At 27.6% G+C, this 21,657-nt stretch carries 20 protein-coding genes and 2 riboswitches; of the genes, 11 read left to right on the top strand and 9 right to left on the bottom strand.

What is annotated here, in order from left to right; all coding sequences use genetic code 11:
• Positions 1-133: 133 nt before the first annotated feature.
• Together JJC01_11780 and JJC01_11775 are read right to left on the bottom strand one after the other, a co-directional pair.
• Complete coding sequence (locus JJC01_11780) at positions 134-589, bottom strand: hypothetical protein (protein ID UDN56858.1); 456 nt, start codon at positions 587-589, stop codon at positions 134-136.
• Positions 590-627: 38 nt separating this feature from the next.
• Positions 628-1,893: an ArsB/NhaD family transporter gene (locus JJC01_11775; GenBank protein UDN56857.1), complete on the bottom strand. Its 1,266-nt coding sequence runs from the start codon at positions 1,891-1,893 to the stop codon at positions 628-630.
• Positions 1,894-2,359: 466 nt separating this feature from the next.
• Here JJC01_11775 and JJC01_11770 point away from each other — a divergent pair, with 466 nt between their 5' ends.
• Entirely contained in the window at positions 2,360-3,811 is a 1,452-nt protein-coding gene (locus JJC01_11770; GenBank protein UDN56856.1) for an alanine:cation symporter family protein, read from the top strand.
• Between the two features lie 211 nt (positions 3,812-4,022).
• Here the strand turns inward: JJC01_11770 and JJC01_11765 are convergent, their stop codons facing one another.
• From JJC01_11765 to ribD, 5 genes are all read right to left on the bottom strand, one after another.
• Positions 4,023-4,451: a hypothetical protein gene (locus tag JJC01_11765; GenBank protein UDN56855.1), complete on the bottom strand. Its 429-nt coding sequence runs from the start codon at positions 4,449-4,451 to the stop codon at positions 4,023-4,025.
• 525 nt (positions 4,452-4,976) lie between these two features.
• Complete coding sequence (locus JJC01_11760; GenBank protein UDN56854.1) at positions 4,977-5,438, bottom strand: 6,7-dimethyl-8-ribityllumazine synthase; 462 nt, start codon at positions 5,436-5,438, stop codon at positions 4,977-4,979.
• A gap of 106 nt (positions 5,439-5,544) precedes the next feature.
• On the bottom strand, positions 5,545-6,738 hold the full coding sequence (locus JJC01_11755) for a bifunctional 3,4-dihydroxy-2-butanone-4-phosphate synthase/GTP cyclohydrolase II (GenBank protein ID UDN56853.1): 1,194 nt from the start codon (positions 6,736-6,738) through the stop codon (positions 5,545-5,547).
• 23 nt (positions 6,739-6,761) lie between these two features.
• Positions 6,762-7,427: a riboflavin synthase gene (locus JJC01_11750; protein UDN56852.1), complete on the bottom strand. Its 666-nt coding sequence runs from the start codon at positions 7,425-7,427 to the stop codon at positions 6,762-6,764.
• Between the two features lie 31 nt (positions 7,428-7,458).
• On the bottom strand, positions 7,459-8,571 hold the full coding sequence (ribD, locus tag JJC01_11745) for a bifunctional diaminohydroxyphosphoribosylaminopyrimidine deaminase/5-amino-6-(5-phosphoribosylamino)uracil reductase RibD (GenBank protein UDN56851.1): 1,113 nt from the start codon (positions 8,569-8,571) through the stop codon (positions 7,459-7,461).
• Positions 8,572-8,708: 137 nt separating this feature from the next.
• A riboswitch (FMN riboswitch) is annotated at positions 8,709-8,830 on the bottom strand.
• 187 nt (positions 8,831-9,017) lie between these two features.
• On the opposite strand from ribD, the gene recQ reads away from it, so the two are divergent.
• The 8 genes from recQ to yfcC all read left to right on the top strand — a co-directional run bounded on the left by recQ (position 9,018) and on the right by yfcC (position 18,410).
• A complete protein-coding gene (gene recQ, locus JJC01_11740; protein UDN56850.1) occupies positions 9,018-11,501 on the top strand; it encodes a DNA helicase RecQ in 2,484 nt (827 codons plus the stop codon).
• Between the two features lie 88 nt (positions 11,502-11,589).
• Positions 11,590-11,701: riboswitch (TPP riboswitch) on the top strand.
• Positions 11,702-11,843: 142 nt separating this feature from the next.
• Positions 11,844-13,145, top strand: a complete 1,302-nt coding sequence (thiC, locus tag JJC01_11735; protein ID UDN56849.1) for a phosphomethylpyrimidine synthase ThiC — start codon at positions 11,844-11,846, stop codon at positions 13,143-13,145.
• Between the two features lie 48 nt (positions 13,146-13,193).
• The gene (thiS, locus tag JJC01_11730; GenBank protein UDN56848.1) at positions 13,194-13,388 is read left to right on the top strand and encodes a sulfur carrier protein ThiS; all 195 of its coding nucleotides are present in this window, start codon (positions 13,194-13,196) and stop codon (positions 13,386-13,388) included.
• Complete coding sequence (thiF, locus tag JJC01_11725; GenBank protein UDN56847.1) at positions 13,381-14,184, top strand: thiamine biosynthesis protein ThiF; 804 nt, start codon at positions 13,381-13,383, stop codon at positions 14,182-14,184. The genes thiS and thiF overlap by 8 nt, the downstream gene beginning before the upstream one ends.
• A 62-nt stretch (positions 14,185-14,246) precedes the next feature.
• On the top strand, positions 14,247-15,017 hold the full coding sequence (locus JJC01_11720) for a thiazole synthase (GenBank protein ID UDN56846.1): 771 nt from the start codon (positions 14,247-14,249) through the stop codon (positions 15,015-15,017).
• A gap of 16 nt (positions 15,018-15,033) precedes the next feature.
• The gene (gene thiH / locus JJC01_11715; GenBank protein UDN56845.1) at positions 15,034-16,137 is read left to right on the top strand and encodes a 2-iminoacetate synthase ThiH; all 1,104 of its coding nucleotides are present in this window, start codon (positions 15,034-15,036) and stop codon (positions 16,135-16,137) included.
• Positions 16,138-16,836 (top strand): thiamine phosphate synthase, encoded by a 699-nt coding sequence (locus JJC01_11710; GenBank protein ID UDN56844.1) that lies wholly within the window; start codon positions 16,138-16,140, stop codon positions 16,834-16,836. It begins immediately after the preceding gene.
• 179 nt (positions 16,837-17,015) lie between these two features.
• Positions 17,016-18,410, top strand: coding sequence for a putative basic amino acid antiporter YfcC (gene yfcC / locus JJC01_11705; GenBank protein ID UDN56843.1), 1,395 nt, complete (start codon positions 17,016-17,018; stop codon positions 18,408-18,410).
• Positions 18,411-18,589: 179 nt separating this feature from the next.
• On the opposite strand, the gene JJC01_11700 is transcribed toward yfcC, so the two are convergent.
• Together JJC01_11700 and JJC01_11695 are read right to left on the bottom strand one after the other, a co-directional pair.
• On the bottom strand, positions 18,590-19,099 hold the full coding sequence (locus JJC01_11700; GenBank protein UDN56842.1) for an SdpI family protein: 510 nt from the start codon (positions 19,097-19,099) through the stop codon (positions 18,590-18,592).
• 9 nt (positions 19,100-19,108) lie between these two features.
• Positions 19,109-19,369: a winged helix-turn-helix transcriptional regulator gene (locus JJC01_11695; GenBank protein UDN56841.1), complete on the bottom strand. Its 261-nt coding sequence runs from the start codon at positions 19,367-19,369 to the stop codon at positions 19,109-19,111.
• Positions 19,370-19,646: 277 nt separating this feature from the next.
• On the opposite strand from JJC01_11695, the gene JJC01_11690 reads away from it, so the two are divergent.
• Positions 19,647-21,014, top strand: a complete 1,368-nt coding sequence (locus tag JJC01_11690; protein ID UDN56840.1) for a GTP pyrophosphokinase — start codon at positions 19,647-19,649, stop codon at positions 21,012-21,014.
• A 42-nt stretch (positions 21,015-21,056) separates the two neighbouring features.
• Positions 21,057-21,638, top strand: a complete 582-nt coding sequence (locus tag JJC01_11685; GenBank protein ID UDN60172.1) for a molybdenum cofactor guanylyltransferase — start codon at positions 21,057-21,059, stop codon at positions 21,636-21,638.
• Positions 21,639-21,657: the final 19 nt, after the last annotated feature.

The following is a 21,657-nucleotide window of genomic DNA, read 5'->3' as shown; positions in this document are numbered from 1 at the left end:
AAGATAGCTGATGAAGCATATGCTTCATCAGCTATTTTATCATTTTAACAAATAAGATTCTTTATATTTAGTATTAAATTTTGAGGTTGTACAAAGTTTTTATATATAACCTTAAATTTATAAGTATCTTACTTTAGATTTTCTTTGTATGCTTTTCTATATAGTTAATATCATTTAATATATCGTTAAGTTCTTTATTGAGTGTTTTTAAATCATCTCCATCTACATTATAGTTTAAAAATAACTCTTCTACATTATCAATAATAGAATTGACTTTTCTAGTAACTTCAACAAAAGTTTTAAAGTTACTACTATTTTTAGCATTTAGAAATTTGTTTAAATCCTTTGATATAAATGATATTATTTCATATTCATCATTAAATAGACCTCTACCAATAGGATATGGTTCAATTCTTTGTAAAAAATATTGATCTTTAGCATTAATATTATAAGTATAAGATATTTCCCAGTTGTCTCCTAAATCAAACTTAATAAAATATAATGTACTACTTACTTTTGATATTTTTGTAGCTCCAAGTTGTCTTAAAAGAACTTCAATTGAATCTCCTTGAACAGTATTAATATTCATATATACACATCCCCTTTAATACTATTATACTATATTTTCTAAAATTTTATAATTAAATAAACAGTAGATATAATAATAGATATAATCATAAGTGGAAAACCTATCTTAAAATACTCTTTAAAAGATATAGGATGACCATGCTTATTGCCTATACCTGCTAGTACAACATTGGCAGAGGCTCCAATAAGTGTCCCATTACCTCCAAGACAAGCTCCAAGGGATGTTGCCCACCATAGTGGCATTACATCAATTCCTTCAGCTTGCATAGTCAAAATAAGTGGAATTAATGTTGCAACAAACGGAATATTATCTAAGAATGAAGAAACTATTGCTGATAACCATAATATTAATAACATTGTAAATACAATATGGCCCTCTGTAAGTCCAATCAATGCTTGAGCTAATTTATTTATTATACCCACTTCTACTAATCCACCAACTACTACAAATAATCCCATAAAGAATAAGATTGTAGACCATTCAATACCTGCCATAATTTCATCTACATCTTGTTTTCCTATAAGAAGCATTATAGATGCACCAGTTAATGCTACAACAGAAGAATCTATATGGATTGTGCTATGAAACATAAAACCAAAGAGTATAAATGCTATTAAAAGAAGACTTTTTATAAGTAAGGGTTTATCTTTAATAGATTTTTTTTCATCAAGCTTTAATATTACTTCTTTGGCTTTATCATCTACAACAAGTTCTTTTCCATAAATAAATTTAAAACATATTATTGTTATAATAAGTATTACTATAACAGCAGGTCCTAAATTTATTACAAAATCCATGAAACTAAGATTGGCAGCACTACCAATCATAATATTTGGAGGGTCACCTATAAGAGTAGATGTACCTCCGATATTTGAAGCTAAAATTTGTGTTATTAAAAATGGAACTGGATTAAGTCCTAGAATTTGTGTAATAACTATAGTCATTGGACCTATAAGTAAAACAGTAGTAACATTATCTAATACAGCAGATAAAATAGCTGTTATAATAGCAAAACAAATCATTATTCTCCATGGATCACCTTTAGCTTTTTTTGCAGTCCAAATAGCTATATATTCAAATAGTCCTGAGTTTTTAACAACAGCAACAAATAGCATCATACCAACCAATACTCCAATAGTATTGAAGTCTATATGGCTTAATCCTTCATCAAGTGTAAGTATATTGAATATTATCATTAATAGTGCACCACCAACCGCTGCTACAGATCTGTTTACCTTTTCTGTAATAATAGCTGCCATAACTATTAAAAATATACATATAGCTATTATTTGTTGAAATTCCATAATATAAGTACCTCCATTTGTATTCTTTTGTGTCTAATGCTAGTACTATATATAGTATTACTTTTTTCTAGTTTTTTCAATGGATGTATAAAAGTATATTATTTAACAAAGTTTTTAAAAAATTAACAGAATTTAGAGAAAATTTTTGTTATTTAAATAAATTTTAAAATCATATCATTACTTATAATATTAAACGACAAACGAAAAAATATACTTCAAAAGTATAATTTATTGTATTTGATAAGCAATATAAAGTATTAATTACATCTAAGTTATAAAATTAATAAAATAAAGTTGAATTCAAAGATAAAACTGCAATTTATTAAAGAAATTATTCATTTTAAACCTTGTAATTTAATTTTATAAATATTATAATTAAATTAATGAATTTTTCACAAGGAATTATGCATTTTTTTGATTTTAAGATTTATTGAGAAAACAATATTAACAGGGGGTAATTAATAAAATGGATTTTTTAAATGGTATTTTAACAGGCATTAACAATGCAGTAGTATTTGTAAATAATTACTTATGGTCTTATATTCTAATTATAATGTTAGTTGTAATTGGTATTTACTTTACTATTAAAACAAATTTTGTACAATTCAGATATTTTATAGAAATGTTTAGGCTTTTAGGTGATGGTGCAGCAAATAAAAATGCAAAAAAAGAAGGAAAAATATCTTCATTTCAAGCCTTTTGTATAAGTACATCTTCAAGAGTTGGTACTGGAAATATAGCAGGGATAGCAATTGCAGTAGTAGCAGGAGGTCCTGGTGCTGTATTTTGGATGTGGCTTATAGCTTTAATTGGTTCTGCTTCAAGTTTTGTGGAGAGTACATTGGCTCAAATTTATAAAGTTAAGAATGGACCAGCTTTTAGAGGTGGACCAGCTTATTATATGGAACAAGGTTTAAATAAAAGATGGATGGGTGTTTTATTTTCAATACTTATAACTATCTGTTATGGATTTGTATTCAATGCAGTTCAAGCAAATACTGTTTCATTGGCTTTTAATAATGCATTTGGTATAAGTAAAATGGCTATGGGAATAGGTCTTGGAATTTTAACAGCAATAGTTATTTTTGGTGGTGTTCATAGAATAGCAAAAGTTTCAGAAATAATAGTTCCTGTATTTGCAGGATTATACATATTAGTTGCTTTAGCTATAGTTGTAATGAATATAACAGAAATACCAGGAGTTATATCATTAATAGTAGAAAGCGCATTTGATTTTAGAGGAATGGCAATTGGTACATTTATGGGAGTTGTAATGACTGGAGTAAAAAGAGGTTTATTTTCTAATGAAGCAGGAATGGGTAGTGCACCTAATGCTGCTGCAACAGCACATGTAACTCACCCTGTAAAACAAGGTTTAATCCAATCTCTAGGTGTTTTTACAGATACTATAATTATATGTAGTTGTACAGCATTCATGGTATTATTATATTCAGATTATGCTAGTAGTGGAGCAACAGGAATTGAATTAGCTCAAGAAGCTTTAACTCACCATATAGGTCCAATAGGAAATATTTTTATAGCAGTTTGTATATTCTTATTTGCATTTAGTTCTATAGTAGGAAATTATTACTATGGAGAATCAAATATGGAGTTTATGAGTGGAAGTAAAATTAAACTTAATGTATTTAGAGTTTTCGTTGTAGGTATGGTTTTATTTGGTTCTCTTACTCAAGTAGAAGTAGTCTGGAATTTAGCAGATTTATTTATGGCACTGATGGCTATAATAAACTTAATAGCAATAACTCTTTTAGGTAAGTACGCATTTATTGCTTTAAAAGACTATACAAGCCAAAAAAAATCTGGAATAAAAGACCCTGTATTTATTGCAGATGAAATAGAAGGACTAGAAAATGTATCAGAGTGGCACACTGAATTATCTGATGAACGTTTAGGATAAAAAGTAGTATAAAAATTATAGAGTAATTTTGATAGATTAGAATGTATTTAATTTATGTGAATATAGTATTTTAGTTAACTTATATTACTGGAATTTTTAATTCCAGTAATATTTTTTTATATCAAGTATATTATATTTTATTAAGAGTTTTTAGTATTTTAATATAATTTAGTTATCATAAATAATATATTAAAACCTCTCTTTTTAAATACTACACAATTAAATCTTGTAAGTTATCTTCAAAGCTTTCTAAGTAATCACAAAATAATCTAAACTCTTCTATATTTTTGATTTCTTGTAAATTTCTTAAGTCTATCATCATGTTGCTATATTTATGCAACATAAAACTCATATCATATATTTCACATTTAACAAATCCTTCTTGATAGTTGTATTTATAAGGTTCATATTTTGAAAAATTTGATTCAAAGTATTTTATTTTAGCATAACATAATCTGTGTATATTGAATAAAAGAGCAAATATAGATTCTTTAACTGCAAACTTGTGTGTGAAGTATTTTACAGTGTGGTATTTATCGTGTTTAAATTCCCAAATTAAATCTTCATTCAAAGTAAGAGAATATTTTTTTATAAGGTTACGTTTTTCTAGTGTTAAATCTTGTATTGAACTTGTTTTCATAATTCAGTCCCCCATAAATATTCAATAAACAACCATTAAATTATGGTGTTCATTTATAGTTTATTATTGCTTACTTAATTATATTGTATAATTAATCGAGAAAATAATAAAATAGATAATTAATATAACATTAATATATGCTATAAATAAAAACGATAGCTTTGATAGTAATATGTACAAATTTATGGTATTTTATATTTAGATTTATATTTGTAGTTATTTTAAGCTTTTAAAAGTATTTTTTATTATTAACTTATATTTCCTAGATTACAGGGAATTTAACACTAAAAATCTATCTTGTGTCCTTAAAAATTTACATAATGATTGTATATATTCTAATTTCAAAATATACGTGAATAGAGTTGGCATTTCTAATGAATATGAAGATATGGGTAAGGTTGTTCAAATAGATAATTATCTTTAAAATTATTAAGTACCAAAAGACAAGTATGCTTTGCCATATTGGTACTTAATAGTATTTTATAGCCTCTATTTTAATTTCCACTATTTAATCAATAAAGGTATTTAATCTAGAACCTTAAATAGGTTTGCCATTTCTAGTGCATTCATAGCACAATCATATCCTTTATTTCCAGCTTTTGTTCCAGCTCTTTCAATAGCTTGTTCAATATTTTCTGTTGTTACTATTCCAAATATAACAGGTAATTCATTATCCAAAGATACTTTTGCAATGCCTTTAGATACTTCGCTACATACATAATCATAATGAGAAGTAGCACCTCTTATAACACATCCTAAGCATATTATAGCATCATACTTACCACTCTTAGACATTTTTTGAGCAACGAGAGGAATCTCAAAAGCTCCAGGTACCCAAACCACTTCTATATTTTCCTGAGTAACATCGTGTCTTAAAAGGCAATCTTGAGCACCAGATAAAAGTTTTGATGTTATAAATTCATTAAAACGAGAGTTTATTATACCTATTTTTAAATCTTTTCCAATAAGTTTTCCTTCATATATCATTTTTATTTCCTCCAATTTTATTTAGGTTATAAATCTATATTTTTAGTATATATGCATATTATTGTAATAAAAATTACTTAGTAGAATAAAAATTAAATACCATTAGCTATATAATATCTAATAGATGTCCCATTTTATCCTTCTTAGTTTTCAGATATAATTTATTAAAATCATTAATTTCTTCATTAATAGGAACTCTATGTTCAATTTTTATTCCATATTTTTCTAATTGATTTATTTTGTCAGGATTATTACTTAAAAGGTTTATACTTTTTATATGTAAATTTTTTAATATCTGAGCAGCGATATAAAAATCTCTCATATCTTCTTCAAATCCAAGCATTAAATTCGCTTCAACAGTATCATAACCTTCTTCTTGAAGTTTATAAGCTTTAATTTTATTTAAAAGCCCAATACCTCTGCCTTCCTGTTTCATATAAATTAAAACACCACTTCCATTTTCTACAATTTTTTTCATAGAAGTTTCTAACTGTAGCCCACAATCACATTTTAAAGAATGAAATACATCACCTGTTAAACATTCAGAATGAAGTCTGACTAGTGTATTTTCTTCATTTACATTTCCATAAGTAAGGGCAATGTGTTCTTCATTTGAGTAAATATCTTTATATCCTATTATTTCAAAATTTCCATATTTTGTTGGAAGAAAAGCACTAGAAATTTTTTCTATAGTGGTTTCATTTCTTTTTCGATATTCTATCAAGTCTTTTATAGTAATTATTTTTAAATTATGTTTTTCTTTAAATATCATTAAATCATCAACTCTTGCCATTGTACCATCATCTTTCATTATTTCGCAGATAAGACCAATTTCTTTAAATCCTGCAAGTCTAGCAAGGTCTACAGAAGCTTCTGTGTGACCATCTCTAACTAGGACACCTCCAGTTTTTGCTATTAATGGAAATACATGTCCAGGTGTTTTAAAATCTTTACTTGTGGAACTTTCATTACAGAATAGTTTGACAGTTTCAGCTCTCTCATATGCAGATATACCTGTTAAAGTATCTATTCCATCTATAGTGACAGTAAATGCAGTTTGAAATGTGTCTGTATTTTCTTTAACCATAAGAGGTATATTTAGACTTTTAAATTTTTCTTCAGTAGCAGGAAGACAAATAAGGCCCCTACCATATGTAGCCATAAAGTTTATTGTCTCAGGTGTAGCCATTTCAGCTGCCATCAATAAATCTCCTTCATTTTCTCTGCTTTCATCATCAACTACGATTACCATTTTTCCATTTTTGATATCATTAATAGCTTCTTTAATAGTGTTAAACATGTAATTCACTCCTTTTATTATTTTTAAAAACCATTTTTAAATAAAAATTCTTTATCTATATTTGATTTATAGTTACTACTATTAGAATTTAATTCCTTGTAGTTTTTTACAAGAAAATTATTAACATACTTTCCAATTACATCACTTTCTAAATTGACAAAGTCTCCAATATTCTTTGTCAAGAGAGTAGTGTTAAATTTAGTATGAGGTATAACCGAAACCTTAAATATCTCATTATCTAAATAAGCTATAGTTAGACTTACACCATCAATAGCAACAGAACCTTTGTGTATCATTGTTGATAAAAGTTCTTTGGACGGTTGTATGCTTATTAAAACTGCATTTTCATCTTTTTCAAATTTACAAATAGTACCTTTACTATCAACATGACCTGTTACTAGGTGTCCACCAAATCTAGAAGAAAGACTCATAGCTCTTTCAAGATTTACTTCATCACTTGGATTTAATGAACTTAAATTTGTGGAACGGACTGTTTCCATCATGACATCAGCAGTAAATTCATTTTTACCTAAACTTGAAACAGTTAAGCAAACTCCATTTACAGCAATACTATCTCCAAGATTTGTACCATCTAGTATTTTATTTGATTGTATGGTGACTTTTCCACTTTTGCCATTAGCAGTAATTTTTCTAAGTATTCCAACTTCTTCTACTATGCCAGTAAACATTTTAACCTCCTAGACGTGTATATTTATAAATTTAATTTAAAACATCAGACTCTACCAAAATATCGCCATCTATTAAAGTTACATTCTTAATTTCTAATTGTATAGCATCTGATAAGTAATCTATTCCATCTCCAGAAACGAAAGTAGGAGCATCTTTTCCACCTATAATTTTAGGTGATAAAAACAATTTGACTTTATCAACTAAATTGTTTCTAAATAGACTGTCATTAAGTGTAGCACCACCTTCAACTAAAACAGAATCAATTTTTAATTCTCCTAATTTATACATTACAAATTCTAAATCTACCATATTATTTTTTTTAGGAGAAAGTACTACTTCAATATTATTTTTTCTTAGAACTAATGATTTTTCACTATCTTCACAACACGTAAAAACTATAGTTTTATTGTTTTTATCTTTAACTAATTTGCTATCAACTGGCAATTTTAAGTTTGTGTCTATTATTATTCTTACAGGGTGAGATACATTTTCTTGGTTAAGTCTGCAAGTTAGCAATGGATTATCATTTAAAACTGTGTTTATCCCAACCATTATACCTTGATATTTATTTCTATACTTATGAGTTAGATATCTTGATGATTCATTAGATATCCATTTTGATTCTAGCGATTTTGTGGCAATCTTGCCATCTAAACTTACTGCTGATTTTACAATACAAAGAGGTTTTTTTGTTTTTATATAGTAAAAAAATATTTCATTTAATTGTTTTGCTTCTTTTTCTAATATACCTACAGTAACATCAATGTTATTGTCTCTTAGTTTTTTTACTCCATTACCACAAACGATTGGATTTGGGTCTAATGTAGATATTACGACTCTCTTAATCTTATTTTGAATAATTTTATCTACACAAGGAGGTGTTTTGCCATAATGAGAACAGGGTTCTAAATTCACATAAAGGGTAGTGTCTTTTAAACTTTGATTAGCACTATTTATAGCATTTATTTCAGCGTGATTAGAGCCAAATCTCTCATGATATCCTTTACCTATTATGTCATCATCTTTAACGATTACACATCCCACTAATGGATTTGGATTTACAAAACCTTCTCCATTTTTGGCTAATTCAATAGCTTTTTTCATATAATAAATATCTTTCTCTTTTTGACTTATAAATTTCACAATATTTACACCCCCTATTTAAACTTAGATAATTTTCAAACAAAAAACCCCGAGAATTAACTCGGGGTTTAGAATAATCTACAATAAATATTGTATAAATGTATAGCAAAACGGCTCTACAAAAACACTTATTTAGCATATATCTTCTTCCATCCAGACTTTACTGTCGGCTTTGGAATTTAACCAAATCAACCAAGTTTTAACTCAGCTCGCGGGCTATACCGCCGATTGGGAATTTCACCCTACCCCGAAGATTAAGTATTAAATTTATATTTAGAATGTATCATAAATTATTTTACTTTGCAAACTATTTTTTTAAAAATATATGTTAATATATAATATATAACAGCTAGAAACTTTGGAATAATGCGATTGTGAATATAAAAATAAAAATTTGAACATAATCAGAAAAGAAGTTTAATTAATTTGAATTGGGAGAGAAATATATGAATAAAAAACCTTTAGAAATATTATCAAAATACTATGGATATACAAGTTTTAGAAAAGGCCAAGAGTCCATAATAAATTCTATTTTGAATAAAAAAGATGTATTAGCTATAATGCCAACTGGAGGAGGAAAATCTATATGTTATCAACTTCCAGCATTGATATTAGATGGGATGACAGTAGTGATTTCACCACTTATATCTCTTATGAAAGACCAAGTAGATGCTTTAAAAGCCATGGGAATCAATGCTGCTTTTATAAATAGTTCATTGGGAAACAAAGAATTTAATGAAATATTAAGTAATATTAGAAAAAATACTTATAAAATACTTTATATTGCTCCAGAAAGATTAGATACCCAAGAATTTCTTGAACTAATAAATAATAATGACATAAGTCAAATTGCAATAGATGAAGCACATTGTGTATCTCAATGGGGACATGATTTTAGACTGAGTTATAGAAGGATTTCTACGTTTATCAATAGTTTGTCTAAAAGACCTATAGTCACAGCCTTTACAGCTACTGCATCAGAAGAGGTAAGAGCTGATATAATAAATTTATTGTGTTTAGAGAGTCCAGATTGTTACATAACAGGGTTTGATAGAGAAAATCTAGCAATAAATATAGTGAAATCATCTAGTAAAAATAAATATATTTTGGACTATATTCAAAATCATAAAAATGAGTCTGGAATTATATATACAGCTACTAGAAAAGAAGTTGAAAATATTTATAATGGCTTGGCAAAGAGAAATATATCTGTATCAAAATACCATGCAGGTTTATCTAAAAATGAAAGAAATAAGAATCAAGAAGATTTTATAAATGATAATATAGATATAATGATAGCAACAAATGCATTTGGGATGGGTATTGATAAGCCCAATATAAGATGGGTTATACACTACAATATGCCTCAAAGTGTAGAAAATTACTACCAAGAAATAGGGAGAGCTGGTAGGGATGGAGAAAAAAGTGAATGTATACTTTTATTTTCTCCAGGAGATGTACATATACAAAAATATTTAATAGATATTGGTGTTGAAAATCCTGAAAGAAAATTATTTCAACATAAAAAACTTCAGCATATGATTGATTTAGTTTATAGTAATTCATGCTATAGGAGGACAATATTAAATTACTTTGGAGAAAATTATATAGAAAACTGTAATAACTGTAGTAATTGTTTAGTTGAAGGAGAAATAGTGGATAAAACTATAGATGCTCAAAAAGTTATTTCATGTGTAGCTAGAATGAAAAGAAGTTATGGTGTTACTACTATTGTAGATGTACTTAGAGGGTCTAAAAACAAAAAAATTTTACAACTTGGTTTAGATACTTTGTCTACATATAATATTATGAGAGATTATTCAAGTGAAGACTTGAAGAATTTTATAAATACATTAGTTTCTCATGGTTTTTTAGATTTAGTCGAAACTTTAGGTAGCGGAAACAGAGGAAGTTACCCAACTATAAGATTAAATGATATGTCTATGAAAGTTTTGAAGGGCGAGGTAAAGGTAGAATTTAAGGAAATTGTAATGACAAAATCTCTAGAAATAGAAGATGAATTATATAGTGCTTTAAGAGAATTAAGACACTTAATTGCAAGTGAAGAAAGAATAGCTCCATATATGGTTTTTGGAGATGGAACACTTAGAGCTATGTCTAGTAGTTATCCAGTCAATAAAGAAGAAATGCTAAATATATCTGGAGTAGGAGAAATTAAATATCAAAAATATGGTGAAGATTTTGAAACACTAATCAAAGAATATGTCGAAAAAAACAATATAGATAAAAAAGACAAAGAAAAAAATGTCGATTTAATGAATGTCAATAGTGAATTTCTTGAAGTTAATACAGATAAAGCTTTATATGAAAGGCTAATAAATATTAGAGAAGAATATGCTAAAAAAGAAAAATTACTTCCATACATGATTTTAACTAATAAGGCTTTGAAAGAAATAAGTGGAAGATATCCTATTGATAAAGAACAATTAAAGGATATTTCGGGTATAGGTGAAGTAAAAATTGAAAAGTATGGGGCTAGTATTTTAGATGAAGTTAAACATTATGTAAAAGAAAATAGTATTGATGTTACTTGGGAGAAAAAGAAAAAAAGAAAATTGATACTAGATGGAGAAAGCAGAAAAAACAATGAAATAGCACTAGATTTGTTAAATCAAGGTAAGGATATACAAAGTGTAAGTCAAGAAATAGAAGTCTCCCTATCTACAGTTATTGGATATGTATATGATTATTTAAAAGATGGGCAAAGTATATCATTTACATTAGATTTAGAAAATTTTTATAGTGAAGATGAAAGGAAGATGATTTTAGAAGTATGTGAAGAAGTAGGTTATGAAAATTTAAATAACATAAAAAGAAAACTTCCAGATTCAATAAAGTATGAAAATATAAGGGCTGTTATACTTAAATCTTATCTTGAAAATTCGAAAAAAGGTGCATCATTGGAGTAAAGTTAGCTGGATTAAAATATAAAATTTGTATTATTATGTTGAACTAATATTTTTGCTGTGTTATACTGAATTTGTAAAAATGATAAAAATTTAGAGCTAGGGGCGCTAGAATTGGCTAGCTGAGAGATAAAGCCGTAACTTACAAACCCTAATAACCTGATCAAGATAATGCTTGCGAAGGGAAGCTTTGTAATATAATTTTGTTATATAAATAGATAAATTATTCTGCATAGTGAGAAATTTGTCTAAGTGTATATATGATTATAAGAGTGCTTTCCAAAACAAGGAAAAGCACTTTTTTTATTGTTAAAAACTATAACTTTAATCTTGGAGGAATGTAATATGAATTATACAACGCAAATGGATGCTGCTAGAAAAGGCATAATAACTAAAGAAATGGAAATCGTTTCTCAAAAGGAACAAGTAGATGTAAATGAATTAAGAGAATTAATAGCAAAGGGACAAGTTGTTATACCTGCTAACAAAAATCATAAATCCTTAAGTGCAGAAGGTGTAGGTAAAAATTTAAAAACAAAGATAAATGTAAACTTAGGAATTTCAAGAGATTGTAAGAATATAGAAAATGAACTTGAAAAAGTTAAAGTGGCAATAGACATGAAAGCTGAAGCAATAATGGATTTGAGTAACTATGGAAAAACTAGAGAATTTAGAGAAAAAGTTGTTGAAATGTCACCTGCAATGATAGGTTCGGTTCCTATGTATGATGCAGTAGGGTATTTAGAAAAAGAACTAAAGGATATAACAGAAGAAGAATTTTTAAATGTAATAAGACAACATGCTATTGACGGAGTTGATTTTATTACTATACATGCTGGTCTTACTAGAAGTGTTTGTCAAAAGATAAAAAATCATGAAAGATTAACTCATATAGTATCTCGTGGAGGTTCACTATTATTTGCTTGGATGGAGTTAAATAATAAAGAAAATCCTATTTATACTAATTTTGATAAGATTTTAGATATATGTGAAGAGTATGATGTTACATTAAGTTTGGGGGATGCATGTAGACCTGGTTGTATAAAAGATTCTACAGATGGAGTTCAGATTCAAGAACTTGTAGTATTAGGAGAACTTACTAAAAGAGCATGGGAAAGAAATGTACAAGTCATGATAGAAGGACCTGGTCATATGGCTATTGATGAAATAGAAGCAAATGTAGTGTTAGAAAAAAGACTATGTCATGGAGCACCTTTTTATGTTCTTGGTCCATTGGTTACAGATATAGCCCCAGGTTATGACCATATAACTAGTGCAATAGGAGGAGCATTAGCATGTGCTAAAGGAGTAGACTTCTTATGCTATGTAACTCCAGCAGAACATTTAAGATTACCTAATTTAGATGATATGAAAGAAGGGATAATAGCTGCTAAAATAGCTGCTCATGCAGGAGATATAGCTAAGAATGTTAAAGGAGCTCGTGAATGGGATAACAAAATGAGTAAAGCTAGAGCAGATTTAGATTGGTGTGAAATGTTTAGACTTGCAATAGACCCTGAAAAAGCTAAAAGATATAGAGATGAGTCAACTCCGACTCATGAAGATAGTTGTACTATGTGTGGAAAAATGTGTTCAATGAGAACAGTTAAAAAAATATTAAACAATGAGGAACTTAATTTAATATAATTTGTGCAGAGCATTAGTTGAATAAAGTCAAAATGAGGAGGTGATTTAGTGAAGGTTAATGGAAAGAATGTTGAATTCAAAGAAAACTTAACTGTTATAGATTTGTTGAATAAATATAATTTGAAGAGCGATAGAGTTGTAGTTGAGATAAATCTAGAAATAATTGAAGAATCCAATTACAATACATATATATTAAAGGATGAAGATGTTGTAGAACTTATTAGCTTTATTGGAGGTGGTTAAAATAAAAATATTTGTAAATGAAGTATTAACAGATGTTGAAAAAAATACAACTGCCTATAAAGTTAGAGATAAATATAATCATAAATGTGATGTATTGGTGTTGAATGGATATCCAATTAAAGCTGACATTCCACTTTCTGAAAATGATAAATTAACACTTATACAAAAAGGGGTTAAACCTTCTTTTGATGAGTTAGAAAGCTTGTTGATAGCTAGACATACTCCAAATGTGCATAATAAATTAAAAAAAGGAAGAGTTGCTATATTGGGACTAGGTGGACTTGGGTCCAATATAGCTATCTCTTTAGCTCGAATTGGAGTTGGAGAACTTCTACTTATAGATTATGATGTTGTGGAGCCATCTAACTTAAATAGACAGCAATACTTTATAGATGATATAGGAAAACTAAAAACAGATGCTATGGTTGAAAATATAACAAAAATTAATCCATTTATAAAATTAAAAAAGCAAAATATTTTTTTAAATAAATATAATATGGATATACTTAAAGAGGCAGATTTGATAATTGAAGCTTTTGATGATGCTTCATGTAAAGCACAAGTTTGTAATTATATCTTAATAAATTTGAAAGATAAATATTTGATAGCATCATCAGGTATGGCAGGTTATTATGATTCAAATATAATAACTACTAAGAAAATAAGAGATAGATTTTATATATGTGGAGATTTTGTAAATGAAGCTAAAATTGGAGAGGGACTTATGGCTCCAAGAGTTGCTATTTGTGCAAATCATATGGCAAATTTGGCAACAAAAATACTTATAGATATATAAATACGTGAATCAGAAAATAAAAAGATTGAAAATTGAAAAAAATAAGATGAGGAGGAAAGAAAATGGATAAATTAGTACTTGGAGGACATGAATTCAATAGCAGATTATTGGTTGGAACAGGTAAATATGGCTCAAATGATATATTGCCTAAAGTAATCAAAGAAAGTGGAAGCGAAATAATAACAATGGCACTTAGAAGAGTAGATTTAGATAATAAACAAGAAAATATCTTAACATATATTCCAAAAGAAATGACTATACTTCCAAACACGTCAGGAGCTACTAATGCAGAAGAAGCTGTAAGAATAGCTAGAATATCTAGAAAAATGGGTTGTGGAGACTTTATAAAAATAGAAGTAATATCAGATACTAGATACTTACTTCCTGATAATGAAGAAACTATAAAAGCTACAAAAATACTTGCTGATGAAGGATTTATAGTACTTCCATATATGACACCAGACCTTTATGCTGGAAGAAGACTTATAGAAGCTAAAGCAGCAGCAGTTATGCCTCTTGGTGCTCCAATTGGTTCAAATAGAGGTCTTCAAATGAAAGAAATGATAAAAATAATGATAGATGAATTAGATATACCAATAATAGTTGATGCAGGTATTGGTAAACCATCTCAAGCTATGGAAGCTATGGAAATGGGAGCTGATGCAGTGCTTGTTAATACTGCTATAGCTTCAGCAGGTGACCCTGTGCAAATGGCTAGAGCATTTAAGTTAGCTGTAGAAGGTGGACGAGAAGCTTATATAGCAAAAGCAGGAAGTGTATCAGAATTTGCAAATGCATCTTCTCCTTTAACAGGTTTTTTAGGCAATTTATAGAAAGTGGTGATTGATGATGAGTTTTTATGAGGTAATAGAAAAATATAGGGATTTTGATTTTGATGGATATTTAAATAATGTTACAGACAATGATGTTTTAAGAAGTTTATCAAAAGACAAACTTGAGGATTTTGATATATTAAATTTACTTTCTAAAACTGCTGTAAAACATTTAGAAGCTATGGCACAAAAAGCACATAAATTAAGTGTTCAATATTTTGGAAAGACAGTTTGCCTATATACACCAATGTACATAGCAAATTATTGTGTAAATCAATGTGTTTATTGTAGTTACAATATAAAAAGTGGAATAAAAAGAAAAAAACTAACTATGGATGAAATCAGAGAGGAAGGAAATGAAATTTCAAAAGAAGGTTTCAAACATCTACTTGTTTTAACTGGTGAAAGTAGTTTTCATTCAAGTGTAGAATATATAGGTGAGGCTATAGAAATATTAAGAGATAAATTTCCATCTATAGGAATTGAAGTATATCCAATGGAAATAGATAAATATAAGTATATTGTAGACAAAGGAGTTGAAGGTCTAACTGTATACCAAGAAACTTATGATGAGAAAATATATAAAAGAGTTCATTTAAAAGGGCCAAAATCAAATTATAAATTTAGATTAGATGCTCCTGAAAGAGGAGCAAAGGCAGGTATGAGAACTCTATCAATAGGAGCACTTTTAGGATTAAATGATTTTAGAAAAGAGACCTTCTTTACAATATTGCATGGGAAATATCTAAAAACAAAATATCCTCATATTGAGCTTTCATATTCAACACCAAGAATGAGACCATTCAAAGGTTGTTTTGAAGAATTAGTAGATATAAGCGACACTGATTTAGTTCAAGCGATGGTTTGTATGAGGCTGTTTGACCCTCATGCAGCTTTAAATATATCTACTAGAGAAAATTTGGAAATGAGAAGTCATATAGTACCTTTAGGAGTAACTAAATTAAGTGCAGGTGTATCTACAGATGTAGGAGGGCATTCTCAAGATGAACATGATACTGCTCAATTCAAAATAAATGATGAAAGTACTGTTGAAGATATAGAGAAAATGCTAAATTCAATTGGTTATCAACATGTATTTAAAGATTGGGAAAGATTTTAGATGTATTTGATAACAAATAGAAATTTATGTAGCGAGGAACGATACTTAGAGGTTATTAAAGAATCTATATTGAGTGGTGTAGAAAATATTATAATAAGAGAAAAAGATTTAGAATATGAAGCATTAAAAGATTTATATATAAAGATAAAAAATAAAATTAAGTATATTAATTTTCAGGAAAAAATATTGGATGAAAGCTTGAAGAATAGTATAAAAAAGAAAGAGAATAATGATGGATTTAAAGTAAACTTTATAATAAATAGCAATATAGAATTTTTTGAAAAGACAGATTGTCAAGGTATTCATCTTCCATTTAAATTGTTTTTGAATTTACTGGGAAATAGATATAATTTCAATAAAAATAAGATACTGGGATTGTCATTACATAAAGTAGAAGAAGTAAAGTGTCTAGAAGAAATAATAAGAAAACTAAATATAAAAATAGATTACATAACATTATCACATATATATGAAACTAAGTGTAAAGAAAATTTATTGCCAAAAGGAATTGAACTTTTGAAGGAAGCTAAGAAAATTACTGATATTAAGACCGTTGCACTTGGAGGAATCCTACCATCTAATGTCAAAGAAACATTAAAATACTGTGATGATTTTGCTGTAATGTCAACTATAATGAAATCTAAAAATATTGAAGAAACAATATCAAATTATAATGAAAAAATTCAATTAGTAAAATAGAAAGTAAAGTATTTAAATTGAATAAAAATAAAAAAAGCTATCTTTTAAAATCTAAAAGAGAGCTTTTTTATTTTGTATCTTTGCTAATAAAAAATTGTAAAAAGGGAAAACTTTAGTCAGAGAGATTAAAAAGTATCCTATATAGATTCAAAATTTAGTAAAGTATGGAGGACATTATAATGATTGACAGTAAGAAGAAACGATTTATTATACCACACACTTTTACAATTATATTCTTGCTAATAGTATTAATGGCAATATTAACTTGGATAGTACCAAGTGGTGAATTTAGTAGAGAAGATGTAGAAGGTAGGATGGTTGTTGTACCAGGGACTTATCAAAGTGTAGAAAGTAATCCTCAAGGATTTACGGATGTTTTTAAAGCACCCATAGAAGGTTTTATTGATTCAGCAGAAGTTGTAGGATTTGTTTTAATAGTTGGAGGTGCTTTTGGTATTGTAAATAGAACTGGAGCTATAGAAGCAGGAATAGCATCAGTTATATCGAAGTTTAAAGGAAAAGAACTACTTATAATTCCAATATCAATGATTTTATTTGGTCTTGGAGGTACTACATTTGGGATGGCAGAAGAAACATTACCATTTTATATGATATTTGTTCCACTTATGACATCCTTAGGATATGATTCTCTAACCGCCATTGCGATTGTATTTATAGGAGCAGCGGCAGGAGCGGCTGCATCGACAATAAATCCATTCTCAGTTGGTATTGCACAAGCACTAGCTCAACTTGCTCCTGGTTCAGGAGTAGCATATAGAGTAGTGATTTTTATAGCATATATATTAATCAGTATAGCATTTGTTATGTATTATGCTAAAAAAGTTAAAGAAAACCCTGAAAGCTCAATAGTGTATGAGATAGATAAAAATAATAAATCAATACTTAATCATACTTCAACTGAAATAAAAGAGTTTACTTTTAAAGAAGTATCTGTTCTTGCTATATTTGGAATAGGAATGGCAATAATGATTTGGGGTGTTTTAAGTCAAGGATGGTATATTCCAGAGATATCAATGTGTTTTGCTGCGATAGGTGTACTTTCTGGATTAGTTGGTAGATTGTCACAAAGTGAAATTTCCGATAGTTTCATAGATGGAGCAAAAGATTTAGCATCAGCTGCCCTTGCAATAGCTTTAGCTCGTGGAATTGTAATAATTGCTCAAAATGGATTTATAATAGATACTATATTAAATTCTGCAGCAAGCTTTTTAGGTGGACTTCCAAAGGTTATATTTGTATATCTATCATTTTTCTTGGAAGCTGCGTTGGCATTTTTGATTCCATCATCTTCAGGACTTGCTTCACTTACAGTGCCTGTCCTTGCTCCTCTTGGTGATTTAGTTAATATATCAGCTCAAGTTATAGTAACTGCTTATCAATTTGGGGTAGGTCTTACAAACTTTATAACTCCAACATCTGGAGTACTAATGGGAGCACTTGCAGTAGCTCATATTCCTTTTTCAAAATGGGTAAAATTTATAATGCCTATATTACTGATTTTAACAGCTGTATCTTTAGTTTTTTTAACAATAGGTATATATATAGGTTTTTAATTGAAGAAAATTTAATTTAATATATTTAGAAATTATATAAAATACTAAAAATATGATTATTAATAAATTGCCACCATAAATGCCTTGGTGGCAATTTATTTTATAAACACTTCATTTCAATATTAAAATAAAGTATAGCTTTTTTTAAGAAGAGGTGGCTTTATTTTATTTACAACTATTTATTTAGGACTAGGAGCTCTAAATTTGTTTCTATAATGAAGTAATAAATATAATAATGGTATTGCAAACCATATGAACTGGCATGCTGTTGTGACTGTATCTGAATCAAAATAAAAACTCAATATAATCATTCCAATAGATATAACAAATGATAAATACGCAAAAATCTTACTTGCCTTTTTCCATATTTTTTCATCTCCAATGGCCCAAGCACATTTAGTATCTATGTTCTTATAAATTTGTAGCTTAGGTAATAAATTACCAAAATACATAATTATAATGGCATTTATTATAACTGATACTTTGTCGTTAATTTCATAAGAAAATATCTCATCTATACCTAGTAAAGGAATGATAAACCTTCCAACTGCGACTATTAAAAATAACATTTGTAACCTTCTTGCAGTTTTAACTTTAGGGTTATCTTTTGAAAAACCTAAAATTTCTGGTGCATTTACATAGTTTATAATTAATAATGCTATAAGTAATATTAAACCTATATTTTCCATAATAGCCTCCTATATCTTTTTAAAAATATCCAAGAAGTTTCCAAGTACTTCTTGAAGGACCGATAAATTAATAGAATAAATCAAAAATTGCCCCATTTTTTCTGAACTAATAAGTTCTGCATCTTTTAAAATATCTAAATGTTTAGATATTGCTGGTTTAGACATATTAAAATGACCTGCTATTTCTCCTGCATTCATATCTCTTTCATTAAGCAATTTTAAAATTTCTCTTCTAGTTTCATCACTTAATGCTTTAAATACTTTTACCATAATATCCTCCCTACTATAGATATAAATATTTAACTAATTAGTTAAATATTTATATCTATAGTATACTCGTATTAGGAAAAAAAATCCACTATTTTTATAACTTTATTATCACAAAATCTTTTAATTTTATCTGATATTTTAATTCTAATTTGAAATATATATGAAGGTTTTTGGAGAATACTTACTTATAATAGGAAAAAATGTTAAAATAAGAATGTAGTTAAATATAAAGAACTGAAATAGCTAACAGTTATTAAACATAGGAGTGTAAAAATTTATGGGATTAAAAGAATTTGATTTTATTGAAGAGTCTATAGAAATGTTGAGGGTAATGTCTCCAACTTTAGAAACTATATCAGATGAAATAGAAGAGTACTTTGAAAATATCTTGGACGAAAAAAATCAAGAGTATATAAATGTAACCTCTAGAATAAAATCAGAATCAAGTTTGAGGGAAAAGATAATTAGAAATAGATATTTAAAAAAATATGGGGAGGCAAGTAATCTTATTCATAATGTATCTGATTTAATAGGACTAAGAATTGAGTGTAGATTTATTGAGGATGAAAATAAGATATATAGGCTTTTAAGAAGATATTTTAATAAAACAGATGATAAAATAAACTATTATAATAAAGAAAATAAAAATATTAAATTAAAATTGTCTGAAAGACAACCTAATAAGCAAAAAAATGGATTTGAAATATATAAGATAGATGGAGTTTTTGCATATTTAGATAGAGAAGTAAAATTTGAACTTCAAATTAAATCTCTTGTAAATGTGTTTTGGAGTGAGATTGAACATAAAATAATTTATAAAAATAACACATATTTACTTGCTGATAAATTTATAAAGGATATGATGGACTCTATAAAGAATAATCTTACTATGATAGATAATCAGCTTTTGAGTATTTATAAAAACTTTCATTCAGGAAAGTCTTTTAACATGAAAGTAAGTAAAAAAGAAATTGAAAAACTCTTTGCAAAATTAGTGTATGATGCTTTTTCAGAAAAGATGAATAAAAGTATAGGTTTTGTTGTGGATTTTAAAAAGCCATGTGAAACTATATTAAGTTATTCTTTTAATAAACAAGATATAAGTGATGAAGTTTTAGGCAATTTTATGCTTGATGAGTTTGCAAGATTAAATGAAATTGTAAATAAAGATATAGATTTTAATGACCAAATAGAGTTTGAAAGAGAACCTACATTTGATGATAAGTTCTGTAATGATTTAGGAAATCATTTTAGAAGTAGACTAAATACAGAGTTTCCATGGAATTTATTTTTTAGGATACTATTTGAAATAGAACCATGTAATAACACTGAAGATTTTGAAAACTTTGTAGAATTTATAAAGGAAAATGTATTGCTTGAAGAAAATAGAGAACAACTTTTAGGTCAATTTGAAGAAGATAGTAATTTTATAATTGAAGATATATATGATTGTATTTTTAATAGCATAAGTGAGGTTGATAGTGTTGAAATTTTATATAACTATAATCTTGAAAAAATCAATTTTACATCAAGTGAAATTATAAATTGTATATGTAGAGAATATGAGTGTTATAGTGAATATTTAGAAGAAAAAGAAAAACTTATGAATGCATTTAAAGAAAAAATTATTCAGATTTTTGAGTAGTCAATCAATGTTGAAATGGCGCAATAGCGCCATTTTTCAAATATAAATAAAAGTATTTTAAAGGAGGCGATTTGTATAGAAAAAACAGGTGTAATTTTAGCAGGAGGGAAAAGTTCTAGAATGGGGAAAGATAAAGCTTTTCTAGAATTACATGAAAAGCCTTTTATTGAAATTGCAATAGAAGTATTTAAAAATTTTGATGAAGTAATAATAGTATCTAACAATGAAGAATTATACTCAAAATATAACATTAAAGTTTATAATGATATAATAAAAAATGTTGGTCCAATAGGAGGAATATATACTGCTCTTAAACATGCAAAGTATGATATAGTTACAGTTGCATGTGATATGCCATATCTAAATAATGAAGTAGTCGAAAAAATAGCTGATGAAATGGATGATAAAAGTGTAATTTCAGTAACAAATGGAAAGTTACAACCATTGTGTTCTGGATACAAAAAGAGTATAATAAATAAAGTATCTTTATGTATAGGGAAAAATGATTTGAAGCTTAGAACTCTTATAGAAAAAATAGATAAAAGCTATATATACTTTGATAACGAAGATTTATTTTTAAATGTAAATACTATTGATGAGTATAAAAAATTGACTGAAGTTTAATTAGCTACGGTTGTAAAAT

The organism is Clostridioides sp. ES-S-0010-02, assembly GCA_020641055.1.
Lineage (GTDB): Bacteria > Bacillota > Clostridia > Peptostreptococcales > Peptostreptococcaceae > Clostridioides.
Note: the sequence above shows the minus strand (reverse complement) of the source record. Positions and strands in the feature narration are given on the sequence as shown.